Here is a 25,522-nt window from a genome sequence, read left to right on the forward strand (position 1 = left end):
TTGGTGGACCAATAGATGTTGTTATTGGCTATGCTTTTTTAAGAATTCAATCGTTTTTCCCAATGTATTCTCAGCATGCGGAGAGGTGAAATCGAATTGATATTCGTGACCCAATTCAGATTTGGTACCGTCAAATAAAACACTTTCCACTTCGACGCCATTCTTTTCAAGCGCATCAATCAGATCTGCAGAATGTGGTGCAAGAGCATCGGCATCTCCAACCGTTAAAAAGACTGGCGGATAATTAGGGGTTACTTGTTTTACGGTAGAGAGCTCTTCAATTCTAGGGAAAGATTTCAAATCTTTGGCTCCCGTATAAGACCAGAACATAGTTCGAACCATTTTTTGTGATAATGTAGAAGCTTTCGTGAGGTCTAATCTGTCCATGCTATAAGGCCCGCAGAACAATAGGAGCCCTCGTATCTGTTTATTGTCGATAGAAGGTGTTAGACCCATTGTCTTCGCCAGCTTTTCGTTAGATACAAGCGCACCGGTTTGGCTTGCGATTTGAGCACCTGCCGAGTCGCCTCCAATGAACAGGCGATTCATATCGCCACCAAATTGGGACACATGTTCCTGCAGGTATTTGAGAGCTTGGTTTGCTTGAATAATCGGACCCGGATATTTCTGGCCAGGTGCAATGGCGTAGTTGATATTTGCGACGACGTACCCTGCGTTGGCTAAAGCCATCCCATACTCTTGTGTTTGTTCTTTGCTCCCTGACACGAATCCGCCACCGTGGATCCACATGATAACAGGGAGAGATCCTGAAGCATTTTTAGGATAATAGATGTCCAGCAAGCTGTTGTCAATGCCGTCTTGATCATAGACGATATCTTTGACGACTGTGACTTGGCTTTTTATCGTTTCTATGTTCTTAGGCGATGCAAAAGGTTTGAATTCGAAAAGTTGTTTCATCACGAAGGCATTCAGCGCAGGGGTGAACTGATTGATTACCGTTACGAGCAATACCGGAATGACAATGATGCCAAGAGGAATCATCCATCGTTTCTTTTGATAAAATTTTTTATGTGATGCCATGTAAATCATCCTCTCTCCATGTATACATCCTCAGTTTTGATTCTTTCTGATATTTTTATGTAATGCATTAATATTATCTATTATTGCATAAAAGGATACTGGATAATGTCTGTGCTTGCTGTGCATCTCTCATCGCAGATAGAGAAAGACTTGAATATATTGATTTTTGCATCTGCTCTCTATTTAAAAGTGTATCGTAACAGTATAGTCGTATACAAAATAAATGTATATCTATAATATTTACCTAAACTTTTTCTGAAGGGAGCCTGCAGAGTGATGTGGATTCTTTTTTACCACAGTAGAATTAATAAAAGTTAGATAAGAATGATGGTTCAATGACCAGATCAATTCTGATCTCAGCAGGTATAGCAGAGCGCAATATCCAATATATAGAATAGGGTCTAATACAAAGAATCGGGTGATAGTTATGAGTCAAGCATATGAAAATCATGATGATTTGCAGCAGCAATTTCAACATCCAGATGCAACGTTTCGTCCTCAGCCTTTTTGGTTTCTAAATCATTCGCTAGATAAGGATGAGTTAGAAAGCCAGATTCAATCCATGCATGAAGCGGGTGTCGGGGGAGTCGTCTTGCATGCACGTCATGGCATGCAGACACCGTATTTGTCACAAGAATTTTTGGAGACCTTAGAATTCTGTACGCAAGAATGCCGTAAACGGAACATGCTCGTATGGCTATATGATGAGGATAACTGGCCAAGCGGGACACTTGGCGGCAAGCTGACCCGTGAGTATCCGCAGTATCGCATGCAATATTTGAGGGTTGAGGAACGAAGATATAGGGCTAACGCACAAGATGGGCCATTGAAACTGGACTTCGTTCAATATGAGAACAATGAGCTTATTGCGATTCAAGCTTATCGTGCAGTGAAGCAAGATGAAGAGTGGCTGCTGTATGATTCTCCGATCGATATGAAAGATCAGCTGGGACAATGTTGGTCGCCACCGGATGAACATGATTATGTCGTGCTTGCCTTCTGGTCCTGCGAAATCGCCGAAGGAATTACCTTCGCGCAGGGGTACTATCTGGATACATTGAATCCGGAAGCTGTTCAGGCTTTTATTCGTATGTCCTATGAACCGCTGTTACAATTTAAGAATCACTTCAGTGCTACGGTTCAAGGGGTATTCACGGACGAACCGGGACTCATGATTCATGATGGATTTTTCGGTGTCGAGGCTATTCGTACTGATGTCAGGAATGTGGCTGCCACATTGCCGGGTATGGTATTTGCTTGGACATATCAGATGCTTGTACGGTTCGAACGAGAAAATGGCTACGATCTTACTTCATATCTGGGCGCTTTATTATACAACAGGGTCGATGGTGACCGAACAGCGAGACAACAGTATTATGACACCATTACACGTTGGTATGTCGATGGCTATCATGGCGCAATCCGGACATGGTGCGAACGCCATGGGCTGCTGTATATCGGCCATACCCTGGAAGAACCGGTGTGGGGGCAGGCCCGTTCGCAAGGGAACCAGACCCGTGTGTTGCAGCAATTCCACTATGCAGGCGTGGACTATCTAACGCCCGGAATAGGTACGAAGGAGAACCCGCATCGTATCGTATCGGTCAAAACGGCGGCTTCTATCGCACAGCTGGAATCGAAAGCCAGGGTCATCTGTGAGTCGTTTGGCGCAAGCGGACATGGTTATTCGATGCGCCAGCGTCGGTTAGATGCTAATTTTATGGCATTTTTGGGCGTGAATCTGTTTATCCCACATGCCTTCTATTATTCTTTTGCCGGCTATCGGAAGACGGATTTCCCGCCTACGGAATTCAAACATGCTCCGCATTGGCCCCATTATCGTGCGTTCGCGGATTATATTGCTAGATTGAGCGTGCTGGGAACAATAGGGAAGCGCACACCTGAAGTTCTTCTGTTATCCCCGATTCATACGGTGTATCAGGATATGTTCGTATCAGGGCAAGCTGACATGCATCCTCGATCAGATCGACTCTTCTCGCTCTTGTCGGATCGGATGCTGCGCAACTCTATTGACTATGATTATGTGGATGAGTGTCAGTTGAGAGAGGCTGATATTCGTGAGGGAGATGGGTATTGCTTCGCGCATGGAGAAGGTACATACCGTATCTTAATCATGCCCGACCTCAAAGTGCTATCGATCGATATCGCGGCTCAACTCGTCACTTTCGTCCGTAGTGGAGGGATCTTGATTGCGGTAGGGACGATCCCGCACGATAGCGAGAGATATCGCCAAGATCCAGAAGTGGGTCAACATATGGCTTCGTTATTCCATTCAGGGCAACAGCATGGTGTGCTGAACACCGTCGGTCAAGGTCATACGCTTTATTACGATTGGGATACGGAGTCTGGCGGGGGTTCAAGCGATACGGGGCAGGACCGGCTGGATACATTCTGTTTTATGCTGCAAGGCTTGCTTCGCCGACAGGCACCTATGGATTGGAAGGTACCGATAGAACAGCGCGAGGATCTTATTATGGTAGAGCGGAGAACAGAGGGCAAACGATTTATATGGATGATGAATTGGTCGGAGCGCGACGTTACGATGAGCTTCGATCCGGAGGGATCTAAGTCATCTATAGAGTTATGGGATTTAGAGAGCGGTCAGATTCACGGTCTATCCGTACATGGCGAACATCAGGTACATTTTGCTCCAGGGGAACTTCGCATATTTGCATTAGCGCAAGAGCAGACATTTGGGAACACAACGACGCACATCTCTCATGATCAACGACCTGATTCGTCTCTCGAGAAGAAGACCGCAGGACAGATGCAAGTCGTCTCCGAACATGTTTTGGAAGGCGCATGGGAGTTCCGAGCGGATAGTCCGAACGTGTTATTGCTGGATCAATGGCAAGTGACGCTCAACGACCGGCAGTCCAAGATGAATGCGACGATGCCAGGGCAGACGAATACGTATCGAACGACATTTACGATGACCCAAGAGCTCTTGGAGTACCTGCAAGCGCAGGCACGAACTGCAGCGTTGGGTGCTGCGCATCAAGGCAGGATTGAGCTTGTTCTGGATGATGTAGAACAGCATATCCCGTCCCATATCGGCTTCCTGCAGCGGCGGCGTAATATTGAAATTTTTGTTAACGGTACACGACAGGAGGCATTATCGCCAGCGAACTGGCAGGATAAATTCTATCAGAGCGTGGATATTACGCCATCCTTACAAGTTGGTGAAAATGAGCTGGAGATTTTGATGGTTTCATTGCTCGAAGCGATGCCGGCACTTTCCTTCCCCGCCTTTATCATTGGACCCTTCGCTGTCAACGGTCGAACGTTATGGCGTGAACCAGAGCAGGTGACAGGAGATTGGTGTGCTGCAGGATATCCGAATTACTCAGGTACGGCATGTTACGAGCTGAAGGTAGATCCGTTACCTTGGCCTATAGATCCGCAAGAGCAAGTATGGCTGGAGGCTGAACATATCCGGGAGACGGCAACCCTCCATGTGAACGGCTCTGATGTTGGGGTGCGATTATGGCCGCCTTATGCTTGGGATATTACACCTTTTATCCATGAGGGTCAGCAAAACATCACATTGAAGGTCGCGAATACGTTAGAAAATTTATATGGGAAAGATCCGCTTCCGTCAGGGGTGCTAGGGCAGGTGAAGTTCGTCCGCCGAGCCCGCTGATAGATACCTAAAAAGCATGCTTTGATGCATGCTTTTTATTATTTTCGGTCGCATTAGCAAGGGTATAACATCACGTCGGTGGATAGTCACGTGCTATTTTCCAATGTATTTGCGGATATTTTATTTATCGAAGAGTATGCGATCAACGCGGGTATCCCGGTATTTGTTCAATCCATCACACCAGATGGCGGGATGAAGGACGGAGCTATGATTGCATCAACGGGACTAGCGGAAGACCTATCCTCCATGTCCTAGTCCGATTTTTAGTTAAATAGAGGGTACTTACTCCATTACAGACCGCTGTGCTGTATTTTACGATAATTTTTTGGACTGATATTCGTGTGTGTCTTAAAGATCCGGTTAAAATGAGTCAAATTGTTAAACCCTACGGCATTAGCGATATCGATAATTTTCATATCCGTATACCGAAGCAGTCTCATGGTTTCCTTAACCCGTGTCATGTTTACATAATGAATGAAAGAAAAGCCGGTTACACAACGAAAGCTGCGGCATAAGTAACTGCTGCTGATGTAAAAGGATTTTGACAGTTGATCTAAACTGAGTGTCTGTGGGTAGTGGGTGTTGATATAGCGCACAATTTCGATGATCTTGCGATCAAGCGGGTGAGCGAGCAGTTCAGCGGAAGAGCTTTGTTTTCGATCTGCCCGACGTACGCCGAACAGAAGCAGTTTAGTCAATAGAGCACGGAGATATGAGAGATAACCTGTATCACAGTTTGTGGTTTCCGACGATATTTGTCCAAACAACACTCGGATAAACAGTTTCTCTTCCTCTAATAGACGAATGACATGTCCTTTTTCAATAAAAAAGGTTTCAATGCTGGGCCAGTCTTCCACGTATGGCTCCAAAAAGGAGATTTTAAAATTAATGACTAATCGTTCATGACCTGGGCATCCGTTTTCCATTGTACGATGAATTTCATTACTGTTGATAAAAACGAGATCACCAGCCGTTAATTCATAGAGGCGGTCGTGAATGAAGAACAGTCGGGTGCCTTGCAGCAGATAGTAGATTTCATACGAATCGTGATAATGCTCGGACTTGCTGTATTCTTGCTGACGGATCACATGATCCAGATGAAAGGTCTCCTCGTGGTTATTAAAGGTTGTAATCCTTTGCTCATCCATGGTATTCACTCCTTATAGAAAAGCAAGATATGTACAATATTTGCGGAAATCACACAAGAAAGGCGGGGAAAAGTAAAAGGTTTTGCCTTATTGTTAAATTAGTCCAATTATAAAGGAGGTCATAAATGATGACAATCTCAAGTTCACCCATTCGCACGATGCAAGTTGACAATCTGAGGATTGAGCAATATGCAGACCGGCGTCACATGGGAGCGGCGGCTGCAGCGGCTGCTGCCCAGTGGCTGAAGCAGCGTTTAGCCAGCCAAAACAAAGTACGTGTTATTTTTGCTGCTGCCCCTTCACAAAATGAGTTTTTGGAAGAACTGATTCGCTACGACCTCGATTGGAGCCGCATAGTCGCTTTTCACATGGACGAGTATATCGGGCTTCCTGTGGGAGCGCCGCAAAGCTTTGCACATTTCTTGAACGAAAGACTTTTAACACGCGTACCATTCGGCGAAGTGCATACGATCCATGCAACAGAGGATGGGGCTAAGGAGTGTGCTCGTTATACGTCGCTGTTGCAAGAAGCGCCAATTGACGCCGTATGCCTTGGAATTGGAGAAAACGGACATATTGCCTTTAATGATCCACCCGTTGCTGATTTCAACGACCCTCATACGATGAAAGTCGTAGAGCTTGATGAAATGTGTCGAATACAGCAAGTAAACGATGGTTGCTTTCCGAATATAAAAGATGTGCCGACATATGCATTGACACTAACCATTCTGGCATTAATGGCTGGACAGCGCTTATTCTGCATCGTTCCGGGGCCCACGAAGCGCAGAGCGGTTACAGAAACATTACATGGCCCTATCAATACCTCATGTCCTGCTTCTTTGCTTAGGACCCATCCTTCTTGCACACTTTTCGTAGATCAAGAATCTTTGCAGCCTTCAAATTAACCGGAGGTGTAGTTGTTAAGTGGACACATATATTGGGAAACATTATGCTAACGGCCAACTTATTTGTATTACTGTTTTGGACGGGGTTATTCATTCTATAGTACCTGTATCTGATGAAGCTGTAATCAATCCGGTTTGGATTGCTCCGGGTTTGGTTGACTTACAAATTAATGGTTATGCAGGAATCGATATGAATCAGGCATCATAATCCACAGCTGCTCGCTGGTTCAGCTCGAATGCTCCCCTGGGGGATCGAACATATGACAGCGCAAGGAATATGCACTCTGAGCGAGGCGTGGGAGATGGCGTCGACTCGACCTTCAACGTATCTTAGCCTTCCTACATGTGAAGGGCTGAAGTTAGGGGCGCCAGCAGATTTCGTTTTCTTTAGAAAACAAGGGGGACATATACAAATCCGCAAGACGATTAAAGCCGGGGCGGTTGTCTACACTTCAAAAGATGAGGTGGCTCCATGTGAATATGGTGTTGATTGTCGAGGATAATGCACGAGCTTACGCTGACACAGCAAGAATGTTCACAGACGTATAACTTTTTGTTTTCGCGAGTACGGAATATGAGGAGCATGATGAACCAGTGCCCGTATTCTCCGATTTCTTGGTTGCTGTCTAAGATTCCAATTCGAGGCGGCTTGAGCAAACCGTAGACCGCTTGTTTCGTACTATCCGCAACATGCCGGAAGGAAGGTGCAGCCTCGCATTTTGTGGAAAAGTTTAAAGAGTGTACGGGTCTGATGAATCTAGACAATCGCCTGAAAACAATAAGTCCCCTTAGAACGGAGAACAGTGATGACCTTGTGGAAACAGCTAACGAAACGGCTGCATTTTAAACAGAGGCTATTTATTATGATAATGCTGATAATGGTACTGCCTATAACGGTGACAGGCTCCGTTATTTTGAACGGTAAATTAGCTCTCCATGGCTGCCTTTTTCCGGTATTCACCCGGCGACAGGCCGGTTTGCCGTTTGAACGCTTTCGAAAAATGATGAACGTCCGCAAAACCGCAATAAGCCGCCACCTGGGCTTGATCGTACGTTGTGGTGGCGAGCAGTTCCCGGGCATGGTGAATGCGCAGCTGTCGCAAATACTTGTGCGGCGGCATACCGAAGCGGCTTTTAAACACGTCGTTGAAACGCGAAGGCGACAAGTGCGCGCGTTCCGCCATCATTTCCACCGTGAGCGGCTCGGTAATATGGAACGAGAAAAATGACGTAATCCAGTTCAAGGAAGGCAATACATTTGTCTCCAGTGCCCGCTGCTCCATATGATCCTCCAAAATCATAAGCGCGAGCTCCGTAGCGTAGTGCTGCGCTTTCAACGGACCCAGCGGATCCTGCCCCAGCCAGCTTGCAATCATCTGCAGCATCTTATCGCGAAAATCGATCGGCTTTCTCGGTTTCAGCTTGACGGGAATGTCGACTCCAGGCAAATCATTCAGTCTCGGCTGAAGAAGATACGCGTAGGGCGTCAAGTCGGTTTGGCCTACGAGCGTCGGAAAGCTCTCCTCCCGGTCCGGATTATAGAACAAATCCATATGCGCGTAGGGGGTGATTGTTTCGGTCATCCCTTCCAAACGGTTCAAGCTTCCCGGTTGAATCAGACAAAAATCCCCTGATGTCAGCGGGTAGTCCGTCCCGTCCACATGAAACCGGCATTCCCCTTCCTGCACATACACGAGCAAATAATCGAGCAACTTGCGGTAGCCATATTTCCACGGGTTACGTACCGCATAGTCGCTTTGCCGAACATACGGCACGACTGGATGTGTGCGCAACCATTCTTCAAGCGAACTCATTCCAAATCCCCCTCGTTCCACATTTTGCTTCTCGTTAAGGATAGCAAAATATTATCTGCAATTACAGTTGTTTTTGACAAAGGACTCTAGGGGATGAGACAAAGCCGAAAGCCGTTATACCAGCTATAATGAGAAGCAAGAGACGAGGCATGACGGCACAGCCCGATTGACGGGCACCCAGGTCGTTTGCACAAATCGTCTACATGAAGGAGGAGCTGTGTTATGAGTAACGAAGCGGTGAAGCTTCCCGAGCTTTCATCTGACTATTCCTTGACGGTCGAACAAATCTCCGGTTACAAACGGAACGGCCACACAATGCTGCGTCAAGTCGTAACCCCCGAGGAAATGAGCATTTACCGTCCGGTTATCGCTAATTTAGTTAAAGAACTCAATTATCACAGCAAGCCTATTCACGAACGCGACACCTACGGCAAAGCATTTATCCAAATTGGAAACCTGTGGCTCAAACATGAAGCCGCCCGCCGCTATACGCTGGCACGCCGGTTTGCCAAAATCGCAGCGGAGCTTATGGGAGTGGACGGTGTCCGCATCTACCACGATCAGGCCCTCTTCAAGGAGCCGGGTGGCGGCCATACGCCATGGCACCAGGATCAAATCTATTGGCCGCTCGATACGGATAATACGATTACGATGTGGATGCCTCTCGTTCCCATTTTGCCTGAAGTAGGTACGATGAGTTTTGCGTCAGGCTCACAGGAGGCCGGTTACATCAGCAAGCTGGTCATCTCCGACGAATCTCACCGCACATTACAGCAATATATCGATGGGAAAGGCTTCGATATCGTCAATTACGGGGCAATGGCAGCAGGCGACGCCACGTTCCATGCCGGATGGACGCTGCACAGCGCGCCGGGCAATCCAACAGAATCGATGCGGGAAGTTATGACCATCATTTATTACGCTGACGGCGCACGGACGCTCGAACCGGACAGCAACGCGAGACGCAGCGATTTCGCGACTGTCTTCCCGGATCTGAAGCCTGGCGATATCGCGGCGAACGACATAACTCCGCTCGTCTATAAGAAGGCATAGGCCCCTTTACAGCACAAGGGAATATTGAACATAAAAAGGGGTTTTACCCGAACTGAAGCGCCCCCTTAGAATAGACATTGGAAAAGCCTCTGGTTATTCCGATGAATTCTAAGGGGTGCATTTTTCATGGCAATACATGAAACAGCTTGCAGCATATGGTGTTTTCGATGATACGATGATTAGCCGGACACTATTGTTGCATTCAATCGTGGTTAATTCCTCCTGCAGGATGAGCTATTCCATAGTAATGGGTTTGCGGGTAAAGAGAAGCATAACGCCGAAGCCGACCTTGATGGCAATGTCGACATAGACGAGTGCGTTGAAATCGTATTGCGGAACCATGATCCCAATCAGAGAATTGGCAGAAATCAGTACTGCTAATGCCAACATAGATTTCCCATGTACCCAGGCAAACGGGACAAAATGGATACCGAGTGCGAGAAAAGCCCCTAGCCAGATCATTCGATAATTTTGATCTTGAAAATAAGGTCCGCCGATCAGAACCATCAATACAAAGAAAAGGATGATGGCGTAGAAGGAGATTTTTTTCTGGCGAGAACGGAGTGGACCGAATGAGAGCTTTTGATTTAGCGATTTGTTGCCTAAAATAGAGATAAAACCGATGACGTAGCCAATAGAAAAGACGGCCATTTGTATTTTTTGTTCGCCTCCCGTCAATAGGCCAATCAGAATGACAAAGGATACCCAGATTAACCATAGACCACAAATACGTTTATTAGGATAACGCAAGGTATTCATGGTTGTATTCGCACTTCGTAAGTTTACGCTCAAATTGAAACACTCCTTTATTAACATATTTGTCCATTAATATTATTTTGATCATAACGATCTATTAAATAAAATGTAAATAAGTTACAGATGGAAGTTCGGATTGCCCTCCGTTCTAAAATGTGCTAATATTAGCACATATAATATCCGGAACGCGGAGGGACGTACGACAGATATGGCACAATTAAAGCGATTTGGTTTTGGCGTGCAAGCCTTGATTGTATTAGCATCCAATTCGGAGCAGTGTTCGAGCGCTGAGATTGCTAATCAGATCCGTTGTGAACCGACGGCACTCCGTAAGATATTGTCTCAACTCGCGGAAGCGGGTATTGTTCAAGTAAAACAAGGCAGAGCAGGCGGGTACCAATTGGCTCGGAATCCGGAAGAGATCACATTGTTCGAAGTCTATACCTCTTTGCATGAAGAGGAACCGATATGGGATCGGATGCTGGATACGACCGGCAATCATCTTTTCGGCCAGAAGATGCATGGGGCTTTTCAGAAAATCATGACGGATATCAGTACGCAGGTGGGCCTTGTACTAGGAACCTACACCATCGCGGATATGATGGAGTAAAAGGCGTTGCCTTTTTTTGCTCTAAAGTGTGCACAAATTTGCACATATAATGAATCATGAGGAAGCAGGTGGAATACTTATGAAGATCAAGTGGTTTGGCCAATCCTGTTTTTTGCTCACATCTTCTTCAGGGACACGATTATTAATTGATCCGTACAATCGATTATTAGGTTACCGTATGCCGCTAATCGAGACGGATATCTTAGCGATCACTCATGATCATCGGGATCATAATCAGATACAAGCGGCAACTGGCTATGATCTCCTCGTGAATAAGCCGTATGTATACACCCACAACCAAGTAACCATTCGAGGCATTCCAACGTATCACGACAAGGTGAACGGCGCGAAACGAGGCAATAATACTGTATATGTGATTCAGATGGATGATTTGACGATCTGTCATTGCGGGGATTTAGGTCACCTCTTATCTTCAGATCAAGTGCGTGAAATAGGACACGTGGATATCTTGATGGTGCCTGTAGGCGGGACGCGAACTTTAGATGGAAGGGAAGCTGCAGAGACCATCCATCAGCTTCAACCGGCAATTACCATTCCGATGCATTATAGGACGAAGGCGCTTGGACTGGCAGGATGCTTCCTGTTTGATAAGGTGGATACGTTTCTCCAAGCGTCCGGTATGAACGTATCAGAGGTTCATGAACTGCATGTAACGAAGGAACAGTTACCCACGACGGCCCATGTGGTTGTCTTACATTATGAATCCATCAGATAAGGAGGGGGTGCTATGGATGCACCTGAATCTCAACACCGTAAATCCATCTCCATCTTGATAACGTTGATTACAGCACTCCTTGGTGGCCTGGTATTTCAACTTGTGCATATTCCGCTCCCATGGATGCTGGGTCCGATGCTGTTTGTTTTAATTGGCTCTACGCTATGCAAAGGGCGGTATGCATGGTCGGGAAGGATCCGGAATACAGGGATGATCATCGTCGGCTATACCATTGGCTTATCCATGACGGGGGCTGCGTTGCGCGAAATGTCGCATCAATTAGGCTATATGCTCCTCATGACGGTGCTCCTGCTGCTCTTGTGCGCAGGCATTGCCTTCATCGTTTCCAAGCTATCGAATACGGATTACAAAACTGCCTTGCTGGGAAGCATACCGGGGGGACTTACGCAGGTTGTCACTTTAGCAGAGGAGACCGAAGGCGTGAACCTGACGATTGTGACGGTCACCCAAGTGATCCGTTTGATGATGATCATTATTTGCGTGCCTTTGCTCGTGTTCAGTCCGATTCTGGGAGAAGTAAAAGATTTGGGCGCCGCTTCCACGTTGGTTTCCACGACCTCGCCGAGTTGGGGCGCGATGTTTCCGAACATTATGATTTTCGCGGCAGTTAGTGTCATTTGTGCGCTAGCAGGGAATCGTATCAAGTTTCCGACCGCTTTCTTGCTCGGTCCTGCGATCGGAACAGCCATCCTTCAAATCATTGGGATGCAAGGACCTTCACTTCCATCCATATTTATCAACGCCGCGCAAATGATGATCGGTACTTATGTTGGTTTGATGTTGAAGCCAGGACAGTTGTCGAACAAAGTTCGCACGATAGCATTAGCCATTGGAAGCGGAATTCTGCTTATCATCGGGGCTTTGGGGCTCAGTATATTATTGACTCAGCTTCAACCGGTTACGGCGTCGACAGCTTTGTTAAGCCTGGCTCCCGGAGGCATGGATCAGATGGGGATTATGGCTCACGAAATCCATGCAGATCTATCGATGGTGGCAGGGTATCAGCTATTCCGTACTTTTTTTATTTTTTTCGCCATCCCGCCTTTATTAAGGATGTTATTCAAATTAACCTTTCGAGAGAAGGAACGAAGCAGCAGATAAGTCAATTTGTTCTAGAACATAAAAAAACGGAGGAATAGCAATGAACACATTACAAGTAGATTTTAAGAAAACAGCGCTCGTCATGATTGATTTACAAAAAGGAATTGTACAGATGACCAAGGGGCAAGAGATTGTAGAGAAAGCAGCCCAGCTCGTTGAGATGTTCCGGAATAACGGAGGTTTTATTTCCTTTGTGAACGTGGATTACCTGGATGGCAAGGATCAGCTCAAGCCGATCACAGATCAACCGCATCATGCGGCTGCGTATCCTGAAGGTTGGGCGGAGTTTGTTCCGGGGCTTGGGTACCGGGAGGGAGATTACGTCGTGACGAAGCGTCAATGGGGTGCTTTTTTCGGCACGGATTTAGATCTTCAGCTTCGCCGAAGAGGGATCGACACCATCGTGTTGTGCGGCATTACCACAAATATCGGTGTTGAAACGACAGCGAGAGAAGCATTTCAATTGGGGTATAACCAAATTTTCATCACAGATGCAATGAAAGCGATGAGTGTTGAGGAGCATGAAGCGTCATGCAAGTTTATTTTCCCTAGAATCGGGAAGGTAAGGACGGTTGAACAATTTCTGGATGAAAGCGAATAATGTAATGCGATAGATGAGGTTAATTAACAGATTATAAGAAATAGAAGGGATGATTTAGCATGTTTTCATTTGATATTGAGAAGGCTTCCTGGATTTTTGAACCTAAAGAATACACCATGACCAATGAAAAAGTCATCATTACAACAGAGCCCCAAACCGATTTCTGGCAGAGGACATATTATGGCTTTCAAAATGATAATGCTCCTGCACTGCTTATTACATCGGATGAAAAGTATTTTTCGTTTACGGTAAAAACGGAATTTAACAGTACATCTAAATATGACCAATGTGGCGTTATGATCTATCAGGACAGCGATAATTGATTCAAAGCATCGATAGAGTACGAAAATGACGTTTATGCTCGATTAGGAAGCGTTGTAACCAATCATGGATATTCCGATTGGGCATCAACGGACGTGGGTGCGAATGTCAAAAGTATGTATTACCGTTTAAGTCGTCGAGAAAGTGATTTCTGTATTGAAAATTCTCTCGATGGAAAAGTGTTTCAACAAATGAGGATATTCCACTTGTTTGAAGGTAATGATACCATCCAATTCGGTCTGTATGCTTGTAGTCCTTCGAGTAATGCATCATTCCAAGCGTCATTCTCTGAAATAGGTGTTACGGAATGCCTATGGGAGGCACATAGCGCATAATAGATTTTCTGCGTCCAATCCTTATAAATTCCTTAGAAGTTCTTGTTACGATGGTTAGCAGAGTAAGAGAACGATGTAATGGATTTGAAGGAGGAGAATGAGGAATGAAAGCAACCAAACTATTCACAGGCGTTATGGCCGCGGGGCTGGCCGTATCTGTATTACTATCGACGGTAACCGTCTCTGCGACCGCGCAGAAGAACACAGGCGTGAAGCAGAATATTCAAGAAATTAAATCGCTAACCTCAGAAGATTACAAGGATTTAGCGTTCCTAAAGCCTATTCTAAAAGATAAAACTGTTGTGAGCCTTGGTGAGAACTTCCACCGTGTCGCAGAATACAGCAGCATGAAAACAAGACTGATCAAATATTTGCACGAAGAGCTAGGTTTTGATGTCATAGCATTCGAGTCGGGGCTTGGCGATTCTTTCGCTGCCTATGAAAATGCCGGGTCGTTGACGTCAAAAGAAATGATGGAACGTTCTATTTTCCCGATATGGCATTCCAAAGAGACGCTTGGTTTGTTCGATTATATTAAGAAGCAGCAGCAGACGGACCATCCTTTGTACCTTGCGGGCTATGATATGCAGTTTACGTCAGGATATTTAACGCAATTTATCGCCAACTGGATTGCCAAGGTAGATAAGGAGAAAGGGCAAGATTATTATCAATTTGAAATGCAAGGGATTACCGATTTCTATACAGTCTTCAACAAATACGGTCTAGACTTCGATAATAACCCCCAAGCTAAGACGGAAATTAAGAAAGTCAAAGATGAATATGAACCAAAATACAAGGCATTGATCCAGTTTATAAAAGATAACAAGGAACAGCTTGCAGCGGCATATCCGACAAATTCTCATATGGTTGATATCGCTGTGAAAACGCTGGAAGACCGCATCAAGTTTATCGAAATGGGCATGTACGGTACGAAGGAAAGTTATGAATTCCGAGATCGTATTATGGCTGACAACGTAGAGTGGCTCATGAACGTGATGTACCCCGGCAAAAAGGTGATTTTATGGGCGCATAACGACCATCTTGCGAAGAACACTTCCAAAATTATGACCAAAGAACAGGGGAAATGGATCAACAGCTTTACGAGCATGGGAGAACTGCTTCAGAAAAAACTTAAAGACAAGGAATATGTAATCGGTTTGTATATGAATAGCGGGAAGGCGAGTACGCTCACGACGCAGAAGCTTTTCGATATCAAGCCTATGCCGAAGGGGAGCTTAGAACATCAGATGATGCAGAGCGGCTATAAGATCGCATTCGCCGATTTATCCAAACACAAGTCATGGGATAAATATAACGCTTGGATGTTCAAGCCGATTTATGCGGCCGAAGACGGAATGACGTCCGAGATCATTGAACCGATGTCGATGAAGTTTGTTCCGAAAGAACAGTATGACGGCATTATCGTCTTCGATAAAGTAAAAGAGCCAACGACGAAGTTCTGACGGAATAGATTCCGATGTTAGGGTTCCAAAGCCGAATTGAAACTTCTTCTATCAAATGATACGATGAGGACATTCACAAATTTAATCGTTCCCCCTGTAGTGGACGCGTACAGCAATAACTGTATGTTTCACTTCAGGGGGATTTTTAGCACGCAAGCAGAAAATGAATTGTATAGATGGAAGACTAGAAAGGATACAGGCGAGATGAGAGAAAAAATATTAATTGCCGACGATGAACAGGACATCGTGGAGTTTATGCGCGACGCACTGCAGGATGAAGGTTATGAGGTACGTGTTGCTTATGACGGCAAGGAAGTGTTGAATCGGCTTGTAGATCAACCTGATTTGATCATTCTGGATATTATGATGCCTCATTTGGATGGACTCGAAGTGTGTCAAGTAATACGAAATCGGGTATCATGCCCTATTCTGTTCTTAAGCGCGCGTTCCGCCGAAGCGGATCGTATACGTGGACTTGCTGTCGGAGGAGATGACTATATTGTCAAACCTTTCAGCATGCCAGAATTGAAGGCCAGAATTCAAGCGCATCTCCGCCGAGAGCAAAGAAACCACTTCGACCATCAACCTAAGCTGCTGCATCACGGCGACCTCACGATCGATTTGGACAGCTTGCAGTTATATTATCAGGATATACATATTCCACTGACCAGTCTGGAATTCGAACTGTTTCAGCTTCTTTTTATGCATCCGAATCAAGTGTTCTCGCGGGAACAAATGTATGAAAGGATATGGGGATACGATGCTGAGGGGGACGCTTCCACGGTCACCGAACATATCAAAAACATCCGTGCGAAGCTGGCGACGGCTGCACCTGAGATGACATTTGTTGCGACAGTATGGGGGGTAGGCTACAAATTCGAAAGAAACTAAAGACAAGTAAAAGGCCACTTCGCCGACAGTTTATGGGTGCATTTGCCCTTGTTCTCTTTTTCAGCTTTTTAGGTTCGGCGTTGGTGTGGGGCAGTACGCTTTATGTTCTGATCAAACAGACGGACAAGAGCATTCTTCCAGCTAATTATTACGAGCAGCAAATCCCGCAGATTTTAGCGTATGTGGATAAGCAAAAAGATATCCTATTATCTCCTCATATGCAGGAAGCATTGGAAAAGGTTATTCCGACGAAAGGCATGCAGTATCAAATGATTAATCTTCAGGGACAAACGGTCTACGGTTGGAAGGGACATTCATTCGTCAACAGCCCGGAAGATGTACTAATCAAGTTGAATAGACTTGAGAAGCATGGCGGGAAATATATTAAGTTCCACCCTATTCTCAATTCGCAAAAACAACTGAAAGGTATGCTTGTGCTGCGATACAGTCTAAGCGTGTCGTCCAATAATCCTGGAAACTGGCTGCTCGTTGTTCTCATCTTGAGCAGTTTGATTGCGCCATTCCTTTTTATCGTTTTCTTTGCCTATATTTTCGCAAGAAGATTAGGGAAAAGGCTCGAACCTTCGATCGCTAAGATTATAGGGGGTGCCCGACGAATTCAACAGAATGATCTGAATTTCTCCGTAGCCGGAGCGGGAGGCTCGAAGGAACTGACAGAGCTTTCGGATGCTTTTGAAGAGATGCGGAAGGCGCTGGAGCAATCATTGAAGCGAGAATGGAAGCTGGAACAGGAAAGGCGCGATATGATTGCGGCGATTGCGCATGATCTGCGGACGCCGCTGACGATCATTCAAGGACATGCAGATAATTTGATCGAGAGTGGTGCGCGTCATCCGGAACGGCTGGAGAAGTACTTGTTAACGATTCGGAACAGCACGCAGCGTGCCGACAAGATGTTGACGGAACTATTGTTTTTGAATAAAATCGATACGCCCGAATATGTTCTTTGTTATGAACCAACGGATTTGTACGCTTTCTGTACGAGAAAAAAAGAAGAATATGAGTTGTTATGCCGCGAGAAGGGGATTACGCTTCGTTACTCCTATGAAAATCGGCATCGTAACCAAAAGCTTCAGCTTCATTTGGATGCAGCCCGATTGGAACAAGTATTCGATAACGTGATCACGAACAGCTTAAGATTTACGCCAGCTGAAGGCGTAATTGAGTGGTCGGTACGCGTAGGTGAGAACCAGATTTCTTTTGAAATGAAGGATACGGGGCCGGGCTTCAGCGATCTAGATCTGCGTCGTATGTTCGATAAATTTTACTCTGGCGACTCCTCGCGGTCTCAGGAAATAGGCCATTCAGGGCTAGGCTTGTATACGGCGAAGATGCTGGTGCAGAAACATGGTGGGCGGATTGAAGCTGGAAACCGTGCGGAAGGCGGAGCGTGGGTATGCATAACGATTCCATGTGATTTAGCGTCTCTCCGATACGAAATATGAGGATGACTCAACGGGTGGGTATATGGACAACACATTGCAGAGATGCTAGGTTTATGTTTACGATATACAACAGGGTCGATCTTCGTGGATGGCCCCATTTTTGATTACATTGAGAAAAGTAGGTTTACATAGATGACAAATGACGAACAAAACAAGTATCGCTTCAGTGAAGCACCCATTTGGGAAATGCAACGCTCCTATTTTGAGGAACAAGGTATTAAGGCGTGGCAGAGTGAAGATGTGCCTCAGTATATTACGAGCAACCCGATGATTGCGGTGGCTTATGCGGAAATGATATTTGGATTTCTTCAAGACCGCGCAAGGTTAGGTTATATCACGGAACCCATCACGATCCTTGAGCTTGGCGCAGGTTCAGGACGTTTAGCGTTTCATGTTCTTAAGGAGCTATGCGAGCTAAGGGATTTTGCTGGCATGGAGATTCCTTCGTTTCGCTATATTATGAGTGATTTGCCTGTCAAAAATATAGCTTACTGGCAGCAGCATGCCAGTCTACTCCCATTTGTGGAGCAGGGGATTTTGGATTTCGCCCTCTTTGACGCCGTGCACGATACAGAGTTGCATCTAACTCAATCTAAGGATATGATCCGACCCTCTGATTTGCAGCAGCCATTGTTGGTCATTGCCAACTACTTTTTCGACAGTATCCCGCAAGAACTGATTTATGTAGGCGAGGGCAATATTTATGAATGCCAGGTTTCTTTTCAATTTCCCGAAGAAGTAGATGCGAACCATCCGTCAGATGTACTTCAGAACATGATCCCGGCGTATCACTACCACAGAGCAGCTGAATACGAACAGGAATCGTATCCGTACCGCAGTGTTATCGAGCTCTATCAACAAAAGCTAGAAGATTCTCACATCCTATTTCCAGCCGTGGGTCTGACATGTCTAGAACGACTGGGTCAGCTGTCGCAAGCGGGGTTTCTTCTGCTCACAGCGGATAAGGGAGATCATCGAATAGAAAATTGGGAATTTGCAGAACCGCCTGAACTTATTCATCACGGCAGCTTCTCGATAACGGCGAATTATCATGCGATTCAACATGTTTTTGAACAAAAGGGTGCGGCGTCTCTCTTCACTTCGCATCACTATCGCAATTTAAATGTAGGTTGCATTCTCATGCTGCAAGAACCAATGAGCTATGCGAATACCCGTCTCGCTTATCAACGGTTTGTGCATCGTTTTGGACCCGATGATTTTTTCAGTATAAAAGAATGGTTCGATGAGTATTTGGATCACATGAAGCTGTCTCAAATCCTTTCTTTTTGGAGACTTGGGGGATATGATGCTCAATTATTCCTGCAAAGTGCTGCGCACATGTCAAATCTGATTCTAACGAGTAGCGATGAAGAAATGTTAGATATCCGTCATGGGATTCAGTTGATGTGGGACGGCTACTACCCGATGGAAGAAAAACATGATTTAGCACTAGCGTGCGGCATGCTGCTGTATGAGATGTGCTTGTACGAGGAAGCGTTAGCGTTTTTTGAACGATCGAAGCATGATGAGCCTAATCTTAGCAGCGCGGTATTCTATAATATCGCGATTTGTTACTACGAGGTGGGGAACGTGGAATGCGCCATGGATTACACCCATAGAGCTTTAGCGATTGAACCCGAGCATGAAGGGGCATTGGACCTTTTGAGGGTTTTGAGCGTGTAAATCAACCTACAGGTGGACTTCAAGTGAATGTCGCTCCGATATACTTGCTGTATGATTCCAATTACAGCAAGGGAGGATATGTAATGACCAGTTATGTCATTATAATTGCTATTATTTTGGTATTGATGCTGCGGGAAAGAGAGTTGAAGCCTTCTCGCATGTGGATCACACCAGTATTATTCATCTGGTTAGCCTGCAGTAGCATGTCACAATCACCTGATTTAAGTCCGAGCGGCCTTTTGTTCGATACCGTGGGTTTGATCGTTGGAATCATCATCGGTTATTGGCGGGGGACGTTAGATCAAGTCCGTATTCATCCCGTAACAGGGAAAGTGACTGCGAAAAGCTCCGTGATCGGTGTTATTATTTTTATAGGGATCATGCTTCTGCGCTATTTCGTTGGATATTGGGGGGCTCACCATGCATTAATTTCTTTAAGTACGGCTATCATGTTTATCCCTCTCGGGAGCATGTGCATGCGTCGCTATTTTCTGTACAGGAAATATCAAAAGTTGGTAGGTTAGTGAAGGCTGATGGGGGCTTAAGGGTATGGAAACGCGGGCATTTGTAAGGATAGGCCAATGGTTGATCGAGAGGTCCCGAGTTATTCTCCTGAACTTGATTTTGTTGTACGTGATCTTCGAGACATCCGTAATGGAGACGTGGTTGGATGTAATCATGCATGTAGGATTCGGGATCGCCTATTCGTTGATGTTATGGATGCGTTCCTACCCGCGTTCCCTTTTTGGGCGGTTAGCTATTGTTATTGGACTTTGGTTGATCACCGTTATTTACTTCTTAATATTCCATCTGGATAAGATAGCTATGGGTCTGATCTTGTATTTGATTGGATACAGCGCGGTCAGATTGCCAGGGAGAAGATCCGTACCGCTGGTATCGGCAATGATTCTTACGGATGCCCTTATTCTGTATATGCGCCAAGAGAGTGACAACACGATATTATTGTATTCGGTTGTACATGCAGGGATATATTTGCTGTTCTGGGGAGTCAGAACAAAGCGCCTAGCAGCGATAGCCAGCAAACAGCATTATGAACAATTACAAAACATGCATCTCCAGTTAGCACAAACGCATGAAGCTCTACAACAGACGCATAAGGAGCTGGAGGAAGCTACGGTTCAATCCCTACGCTATGCTGTGCTGGAAGAAAGGACCCGTATTGCGAGGGATCTTCATGATAGTATTGGGCACGGTTTAACCTCTGTGATCGTTCAATTGCAGGCGCTTCCTTATATGATTCAATCAAATGAGGCTGATGCTGAACGCACGTTGGGCACTGTGTTAGAGGTTGCGCGTGGTTGCCTTCAAGATGTTCGTTTAGTTGTCCATCATATGGCAGTCGATGATTCAAGCTTGGGCGTGGTCGCATTGCGGAGTTTGATTCAACAGATCAGAGAACACAGTAACCTCCAGATTGATTTTTCCATGTCCCCTTCGAATGGGCAATTGAGGTATGAAATCGCAGAAATCCTTTATCGTATATTACAGGAAGCACTCACGAATGTGTTGCGTCATGCAGGAGCATCTCATGTGGGAGTTGAACTGATTGAGCGTGAAGAAAATATGCTGTTGGTGGTCAAGGACGATGGCAGGTATACAGAGGAGACAACGTTGACACCGGGCTTTGGTCTATCCGGGGTACAGGCAAGATGCGAAAGCGTAGGCGGTTCTTTTACGTACCGAGCGAGCAAGCCTCATGGTTTAGAGTTAACGATCAAAATACCGCTTAACAGCAGGCCTGCAGAGGGGGGACGCTAATGGAGGAATATCACATACGTGTTGCAATTGCGGATGATCAGCATCTGATACGGAATGGTTTGCAATATATCATTAATGGTCAAATCGATATGAATGTGGTGGGCGAAGCAGAGAATGGACGCGAAGTGGTGCGGTTGGCAGAGCAATTGTCTCCGGATGTTATTCTCATGGATGTGCAAATGCCGGTATGCAATGGTATTGAAGCGACTCGCGAGATCCTCGCTATTTCGCCGAAGTGCAAGATCGTTATTTTGACAACATTTGATTTGGAGGAATATGTGTATGACGGAATACGTGCCGGTGCGGTAGGTTATCTCTTGAAAGATGCTAAGCCTAGTGAACTGATCGATGCCATTCGAGCAGCTTATCGGGGGGAGGCGATCTTCCGTACGGCAGCGGCGGCTAAAGCCATCAGCCAGGCGGTACAATCATCGAACACTTTACCCGAGAGAGCAGCGGCAAACGACGCGATGGTGGAAGGATTTACGGCACGTGAATTGGAAGTACTTCAGCAAATGGCCTATGGTCTACGTAACGAAGAAATTGCTGCGAAGTTGTATATCAGTGAACACACGGTGAAGACCCATGTACACCGGATTCTGCAAAAAATGGGCGTGGAAGACCGTACGCAAGCCGTGGTTTTCGGTATTCGTAATCGAATCGTGTTATGACAGAGAGGCTTCGTTGGCGTCTAAGACGTAGATGAATGTCTCTCTTCGTTATGCTGTGCAACATCTTTATCAAATCTTCAGAATAATCCCCCGTAAATCCTAAGTTTTATGGCTTATTATGAATCCAACAAATCTTGAAGAGATTGGTGAGGATTCAATCATGATGAACCAGAAGCGACGTTGGGTTGATTATAAACCGCTATTATGGGTGTTGGCCATTCCTATACTTAATATATTTTATGGCCTTACCAATCATCCTGGCCCCGGTATTCATTTCCTAGCCACGACGTTGGACGAACAAACTCCCTTTATTCCTGCTTTCATTGTACCCTATATCAGTTGGTATCCCTTTATGATCATCACATTGTTGTTGATATTCCGCAAAAATTTACAGGTATACTATCAAGCGATGTTAGCATTGTGCTGCGGGCTGATCCTAAGTTATCTTGTTTATTTTTGTTTTCAGACGATGGTCCTCCGTCCGCCTGTTGAAGAGAGTGGGATTCTGAATATGTTAGTAAGATTCGTCTATGACACGGATCAACCGTATAATTGTTTCCCGAGTATTCATGTGTTTACGAGCTGCGTGATGTATCGGTATGCTTCCATCTTCGCAACTAGAGGCAGAATATTCGTGAAAGGGTTAGCCATTCTTATCATTTTTTCTACTTTGTTCGTGAAACAGCACGTCATCGCGGATGTGGTAGGGGGATGGATCCTGGCGGAGACCATGGTTCGATGTGCAGGCTGGTGTTATTCCTTGTTCATGAAATCCTCCCTTCGTAACAAAGGGAGGAACTCGCAACAAGTCAGTAAATCTTAAAAAAACCAATGCGCGGGTACTCTTTCATGCAGCCGATATCGAGAGGGATTTCTAGTATTCGCCGCAACATTACTGACAGCTGACTGCTTTTTTATTGCATCCTTCTATTTTGTGGGTCATTCGTTTAAAGTTTACTATTTTAATCGGAATAATAAGAAAAAATCATTGCTGGACACTCCGTCGTGTGTTAATATATCCCAATAAAAGGAAATCATATGAATATTCGTCGTATGATGGGTATCGCCAATGGTGAGGGAGGTCAACGCAGGATGAAATTTGCTTTGTTCAGTCTACTCATGCATGTACCGAATGCGGTCACGGGTGAGACATTAACGGTTCAGCAGAAATTTCAGAATATATTAGATCAGGCGATTCTTGCAGAGGAGCTTGGCTTTGATGCTTATGGGGTAGGGGAGCGGCACGGTGCTCCATTCCTGTCTTCATCGCCGCCTGTCATCTTGACCGCTATAGCAGCACGCACCTCACGTATTCGGCTTTTAACGACGGTTACGGTTCTAAGTGTTCTGGATCCGGTACGTGTGGCAGAAGATTACGCGACATTAGATCATTTATCGAAAGGACGACTTGAACTGATCATTGGGAAAGGCAACGACCCACGCCACTATCCCCTCTTTGGGATTACGGAGGAGGAGCAGTGGGACTCGCTTACCGAACGTTATGAATTGCTGAAGCGATTGTGGACTGAGGAGGGCGTGAATTGGCAAGGGCGTTATCGACCGGCATTGGAGGGTGTGACGACATACCCAAGACCTTTCCAACAACAGATCCCTGTATGGCATGGCAGTGCATCGAGTACACGCTCCACAGAGTTAGCGGCCCAATTCGGTGAACCCCTCTTTTCGTCGAACACCTTCCATCCGCAAGCTAAATATAAAGCACTCATTGATCATTATCGAGAACGGTTAGCCTATTATGGACATGATGCGAGCCGGGCCATTATAGGCGCCGGGGCAGGCAGCCTGTATTTAGCGAACACGACGGAAGAAGCGATTCGCCGCTACCGTCCGTATTATGATGCTTTTCATGCCACATCTGCAGCACAGTTTAATCAATCTCCGTTTACTTCGTTGGAGGATAATATGGCGAATGGCCCGGTATTAATTGGCAGCCCCGATCAAGTCATCGAGAAGATCTTGAATTACCAGAAGGCTTTTGGGAATCAAGTGCTCAGCATTAGTGTCGATGGGTTAACGGAGGCAGAACAACGCGAACAAGTGGAACGGTTTGCAACGGAGGTGGCACCGATCCTACGCCGAGAGGTTCCGAGCACCGTATGGGGAAGCCTTCCACCCCATGCTGATGTAGGCGTTCACGCCTAGATAACTTGCCGCTGTGACACCCAAAAAAAGACTCCAGTATGAAAAGAGAAGCTCTTTTCCGCTGGAGTCTTTATATGAGATCTTATATGCAGCTTAGTATGCTAAGCTGGACATCGCATGGATGTGAGAAAGGTAACGAATGTTACTTGCTTCCTTCATCATCGTTGCTGGCAGACCACGAAGTGGAGTCGAACTCGCTCCGATGGTTGCTACCGCATCTTTACGGCCTAAGCTTGCAAGCGTACCGGAGTTAATTGGGCTAAATGTTTCGTAGGTATGGTTGCCTAAGAACGCATAGAGGTTGTATCCAATTAATTCGCCCATTTGCCAAGCGATTTGGGCTGTTGGCGGGTATGGACGACCGTCTGCACCGAATACAACGGCACTGTCGCCTGCAACGAACACATCAGGGTGTGATGTAGATTGCAAGAATTCGTTCACTGTTGCGCGACCGCGGTTCACTTCTAGACCGGATTCACCAACGAGTGGGTTACCTTGAACGCCGCCAGTCCATACGAACGTGTTCGCAATGACTTTTTGGCCGTCTTTCAATTCAATCACATTTCCCTCAACATTGGTTACTGGGATACCTGTTAAGAATTGAACGCCGCGTTTCTCAAGGCTTGTTGTTGCACGCTCGATCAGATGATCTGGCAATACAGGAAGAATTTTTGGACCAGCTTCAGCAAGCAATAATTTTACTTCTTTAGGGTCTACGCCATAGCTTCTCGCAAGAGCAGGCATTTTATCTGCAATTTCACCAACAAGCTCAACGCCTGTTAAGCCACCGCCGCCGATAAGAATTGTTGCATCCGCTTGATCTTTCGTTTGCGCGTATTGACGAATACGATCTTCGATGTGTTGGTGGATTTTGTTCGCATCTGCTGCGGATTTCAGAACCATACTGTTTTGCTCAAGTCCTGGGATACCGAAGAATGCAGTTTGGCTGCCTAAGCCGACAACAAGCGCGTCGTATGTCAATGTAGATCCGTCCGTCAATTTCACGAGCTTCTCTTCTACGGAGAAGGATTCGATTTTTGCGATTTTAAGATCGATGTCTTTGCCTTTGAAAAGCTTGGACAATGGGATCGCTACCGCACGCTCTGAAACACTTCCTGCTGCGAGACGGTGTAATTCCGTAATGATTTGGTGAGTTGCAAATTGGTTCACTACAGTAATTTTAGCTTCGGCTTTACTTAAATATTTACGAACAGTTAAAGCGGATAGAAGTCCACCGTAACCTGCACCTAGAATGACAATATGTTTTGACATGGTATTTCCTCCGTCCTTACGAGTTAAA

Annotated in this window: 23 protein-coding genes and 1 pseudogene; 19 read left to right on the forward strand and 5 right to left on the reverse strand. The window is 45.8% G+C overall.

The annotated features are described in order from the left end of the window. Positions 1-21: 21 nt before the first annotated feature. Complete coding sequence (locus BVG16_RS29030) at positions 22-1,041, reverse strand: alpha/beta hydrolase (RefSeq protein WP_078502698.1); 1,020 nt, start codon at positions 1,039-1,041, stop codon at positions 22-24. A gap of 427 nt (positions 1,042-1,468) precedes the next feature. Here BVG16_RS29030 and BVG16_RS29035 point away from each other — a divergent pair, with 427 nt between their 5' ends. Continuing rightward, positions 1,469-4,705: a glycosyl hydrolase gene (locus BVG16_RS29035; protein ID WP_078502699.1), complete on the forward strand. Its 3,237-nt coding sequence runs from the start codon at positions 1,469-1,471 to the stop codon at positions 4,703-4,705. A 90-nt stretch (positions 4,706-4,795) separates the two neighbouring features. Continuing rightward, the gene (locus tag BVG16_RS32985; RefSeq protein WP_158081831.1) at positions 4,796-4,960 is read left to right on the forward strand and encodes a hypothetical protein; all 165 of its coding nucleotides are present in this window, start codon (positions 4,796-4,798) and stop codon (positions 4,958-4,960) included. A gap of 35 nt (positions 4,961-4,995) precedes the next feature. Here the strand turns inward: BVG16_RS32985 and BVG16_RS29040 are convergent, their stop codons facing one another. Beyond that, positions 4,996-5,853, reverse strand: a complete 858-nt coding sequence (locus BVG16_RS29040) for a helix-turn-helix transcriptional regulator (protein ID WP_078502700.1) — start codon at positions 5,851-5,853, stop codon at positions 4,996-4,998. A 125-nt stretch (positions 5,854-5,978) separates the two neighbouring features. On the opposite strand from BVG16_RS29040, the gene BVG16_RS29045 reads away from it, so the two are divergent. Beyond that, on the forward strand, positions 5,979-6,758 hold the full coding sequence (locus tag BVG16_RS29045; RefSeq protein ID WP_332888821.1) for a glucosamine-6-phosphate deaminase: 780 nt from the start codon (positions 5,979-5,981) through the stop codon (positions 6,756-6,758). A gap of 19 nt (positions 6,759-6,777) precedes the next feature. Then, positions 6,778-6,966, forward strand: a complete 189-nt coding sequence (locus BVG16_RS29050) for a hypothetical protein (RefSeq protein ID WP_078502701.1) — start codon at positions 6,778-6,780, stop codon at positions 6,964-6,966. A gap of 718 nt (positions 6,967-7,684) precedes the next feature. Here BVG16_RS29050 and BVG16_RS29060 read toward each other — a convergent pair. After that, on the reverse strand, positions 7,685-8,572 hold the full coding sequence (locus tag BVG16_RS29060) for a helix-turn-helix domain-containing protein (RefSeq protein ID WP_078502703.1): 888 nt from the start codon (positions 8,570-8,572) through the stop codon (positions 7,685-7,687). Positions 8,573-8,794: 222 nt separating this feature from the next. On the opposite strand from BVG16_RS29060, the gene BVG16_RS29065 reads away from it, so the two are divergent. Beyond that, positions 8,795-9,625, forward strand: coding sequence for a phytanoyl-CoA dioxygenase family protein (locus BVG16_RS29065; protein WP_078502704.1), 831 nt, complete (start codon positions 8,795-8,797; stop codon positions 9,623-9,625). Positions 9,626-9,859: 234 nt separating this feature from the next. Here BVG16_RS29065 and BVG16_RS29070 read toward each other — a convergent pair whose 3' ends face one another. Next, complete coding sequence (locus BVG16_RS29070; RefSeq protein ID WP_233147203.1) at positions 9,860-10,417, reverse strand: DUF6609 family protein; 558 nt, start codon at positions 10,415-10,417, stop codon at positions 9,860-9,862. A 172-nt stretch (positions 10,418-10,589) separates the two neighbouring features. Between BVG16_RS29070 and BVG16_RS29075 the strand changes: the two genes are divergently transcribed. The 14 genes and pseudogenes from BVG16_RS29075 to BVG16_RS29140 all read left to right on the forward strand — a co-directional run bounded on the left by BVG16_RS29075 (position 10,590) and on the right by BVG16_RS29140 (position 24,222). Then, positions 10,590-10,991, forward strand: coding sequence for an Rrf2 family transcriptional regulator (locus tag BVG16_RS29075; protein WP_078502705.1), 402 nt, complete (start codon positions 10,590-10,592; stop codon positions 10,989-10,991). A gap of 79 nt (positions 10,992-11,070) precedes the next feature. Continuing rightward, entirely contained in the window at positions 11,071-11,727 is a 657-nt protein-coding gene (locus tag BVG16_RS29080; RefSeq protein WP_078502706.1) for an MBL fold metallo-hydrolase, read from the forward strand. Between the two features lie 12 nt (positions 11,728-11,739). Continuing rightward, complete coding sequence (locus BVG16_RS29085; protein ID WP_078502707.1) at positions 11,740-12,849, forward strand: AbrB family transcriptional regulator; 1,110 nt, start codon at positions 11,740-11,742, stop codon at positions 12,847-12,849. 40 nt (positions 12,850-12,889) lie between these two features. Further along, positions 12,890-13,450: a hydrolase gene (locus BVG16_RS29090; protein ID WP_078502708.1), complete on the forward strand. Its 561-nt coding sequence runs from the start codon at positions 12,890-12,892 to the stop codon at positions 13,448-13,450. A 59-nt stretch (positions 13,451-13,509) separates the two neighbouring features. Then, positions 13,510-14,106: pseudogene (locus BVG16_RS29095) on the forward strand (DUF1349 domain-containing protein). A gap of 104 nt (positions 14,107-14,210) precedes the next feature. After that, positions 14,211-15,569 carry an erythromycin esterase family protein gene (locus tag BVG16_RS29100; protein WP_078502709.1) on the forward strand — a complete coding sequence of 453 codons (1,359 nt, stop codon included), beginning with the start codon at positions 14,211-14,213 and terminating at the stop codon, positions 15,567-15,569. A 204-nt stretch (positions 15,570-15,773) separates the two neighbouring features. After that, entirely contained in the window at positions 15,774-16,460 is a 687-nt protein-coding gene (locus BVG16_RS29105) for a response regulator transcription factor (RefSeq protein ID WP_078502710.1), read from the forward strand. Between the two features lie 32 nt (positions 16,461-16,492). Further along, complete coding sequence (locus BVG16_RS29110) at positions 16,493-17,926, forward strand: sensor histidine kinase (protein WP_078502711.1); 1,434 nt, start codon at positions 16,493-16,495, stop codon at positions 17,924-17,926. A 132-nt stretch (positions 17,927-18,058) separates the two neighbouring features. Next, on the forward strand, positions 18,059-19,609 hold the full coding sequence (locus BVG16_RS29115) for an SAM-dependent methyltransferase (RefSeq protein WP_078502712.1): 1,551 nt from the start codon (positions 18,059-18,061) through the stop codon (positions 19,607-19,609). A gap of 83 nt (positions 19,610-19,692) precedes the next feature. After that, entirely contained in the window at positions 19,693-20,133 is a 441-nt protein-coding gene (locus BVG16_RS29120; RefSeq protein ID WP_078502713.1) for a CcdC protein domain-containing protein, read from the forward strand. A 25-nt stretch (positions 20,134-20,158) separates the two neighbouring features. After that, positions 20,159-21,388 carry a sensor histidine kinase gene (locus BVG16_RS29125; RefSeq protein ID WP_078502714.1) on the forward strand — a complete coding sequence of 410 codons (1,230 nt, stop codon included), beginning with the start codon at positions 20,159-20,161 and terminating at the stop codon, positions 21,386-21,388. After that, complete coding sequence (locus BVG16_RS29130; RefSeq protein ID WP_078502715.1) at positions 21,388-22,059, forward strand: response regulator transcription factor; 672 nt, start codon at positions 21,388-21,390, stop codon at positions 22,057-22,059. The genes BVG16_RS29125 and BVG16_RS29130 overlap by 1 nt, the downstream gene beginning before the upstream one ends. Before the next feature lie 160 nt (positions 22,060-22,219). Further along, entirely contained in the window at positions 22,220-22,882 is a 663-nt protein-coding gene (locus BVG16_RS29135; RefSeq protein WP_158081832.1) for a phosphatase PAP2 family protein, read from the forward strand. Positions 22,883-23,151: 269 nt separating this feature from the next. Next, positions 23,152-24,222 carry an LLM class flavin-dependent oxidoreductase gene (locus tag BVG16_RS29140; RefSeq protein WP_078502717.1) on the forward strand — a complete coding sequence of 357 codons (1,071 nt, stop codon included), beginning with the start codon at positions 23,152-23,154 and terminating at the stop codon, positions 24,220-24,222. A 93-nt stretch (positions 24,223-24,315) separates the two neighbouring features. Here the strand turns inward: BVG16_RS29140 and BVG16_RS29145 are convergent, their stop codons facing one another. Beyond that, positions 24,316-25,494, reverse strand: a complete 1,179-nt coding sequence (locus BVG16_RS29145; protein WP_078502718.1) for an NAD(P)/FAD-dependent oxidoreductase — start codon at positions 25,492-25,494, stop codon at positions 24,316-24,318. Between the last annotated feature and the right edge of the window lie 28 nt (positions 25,495-25,522).

This window comes from Paenibacillus selenitireducens (genome assembly GCF_002021565.1).
GTDB classification, from domain to species: domain Bacteria; phylum Bacillota; class Bacilli; order Paenibacillales; family Paenibacillaceae; genus Paenibacillus_K; species Paenibacillus_K selenitireducens.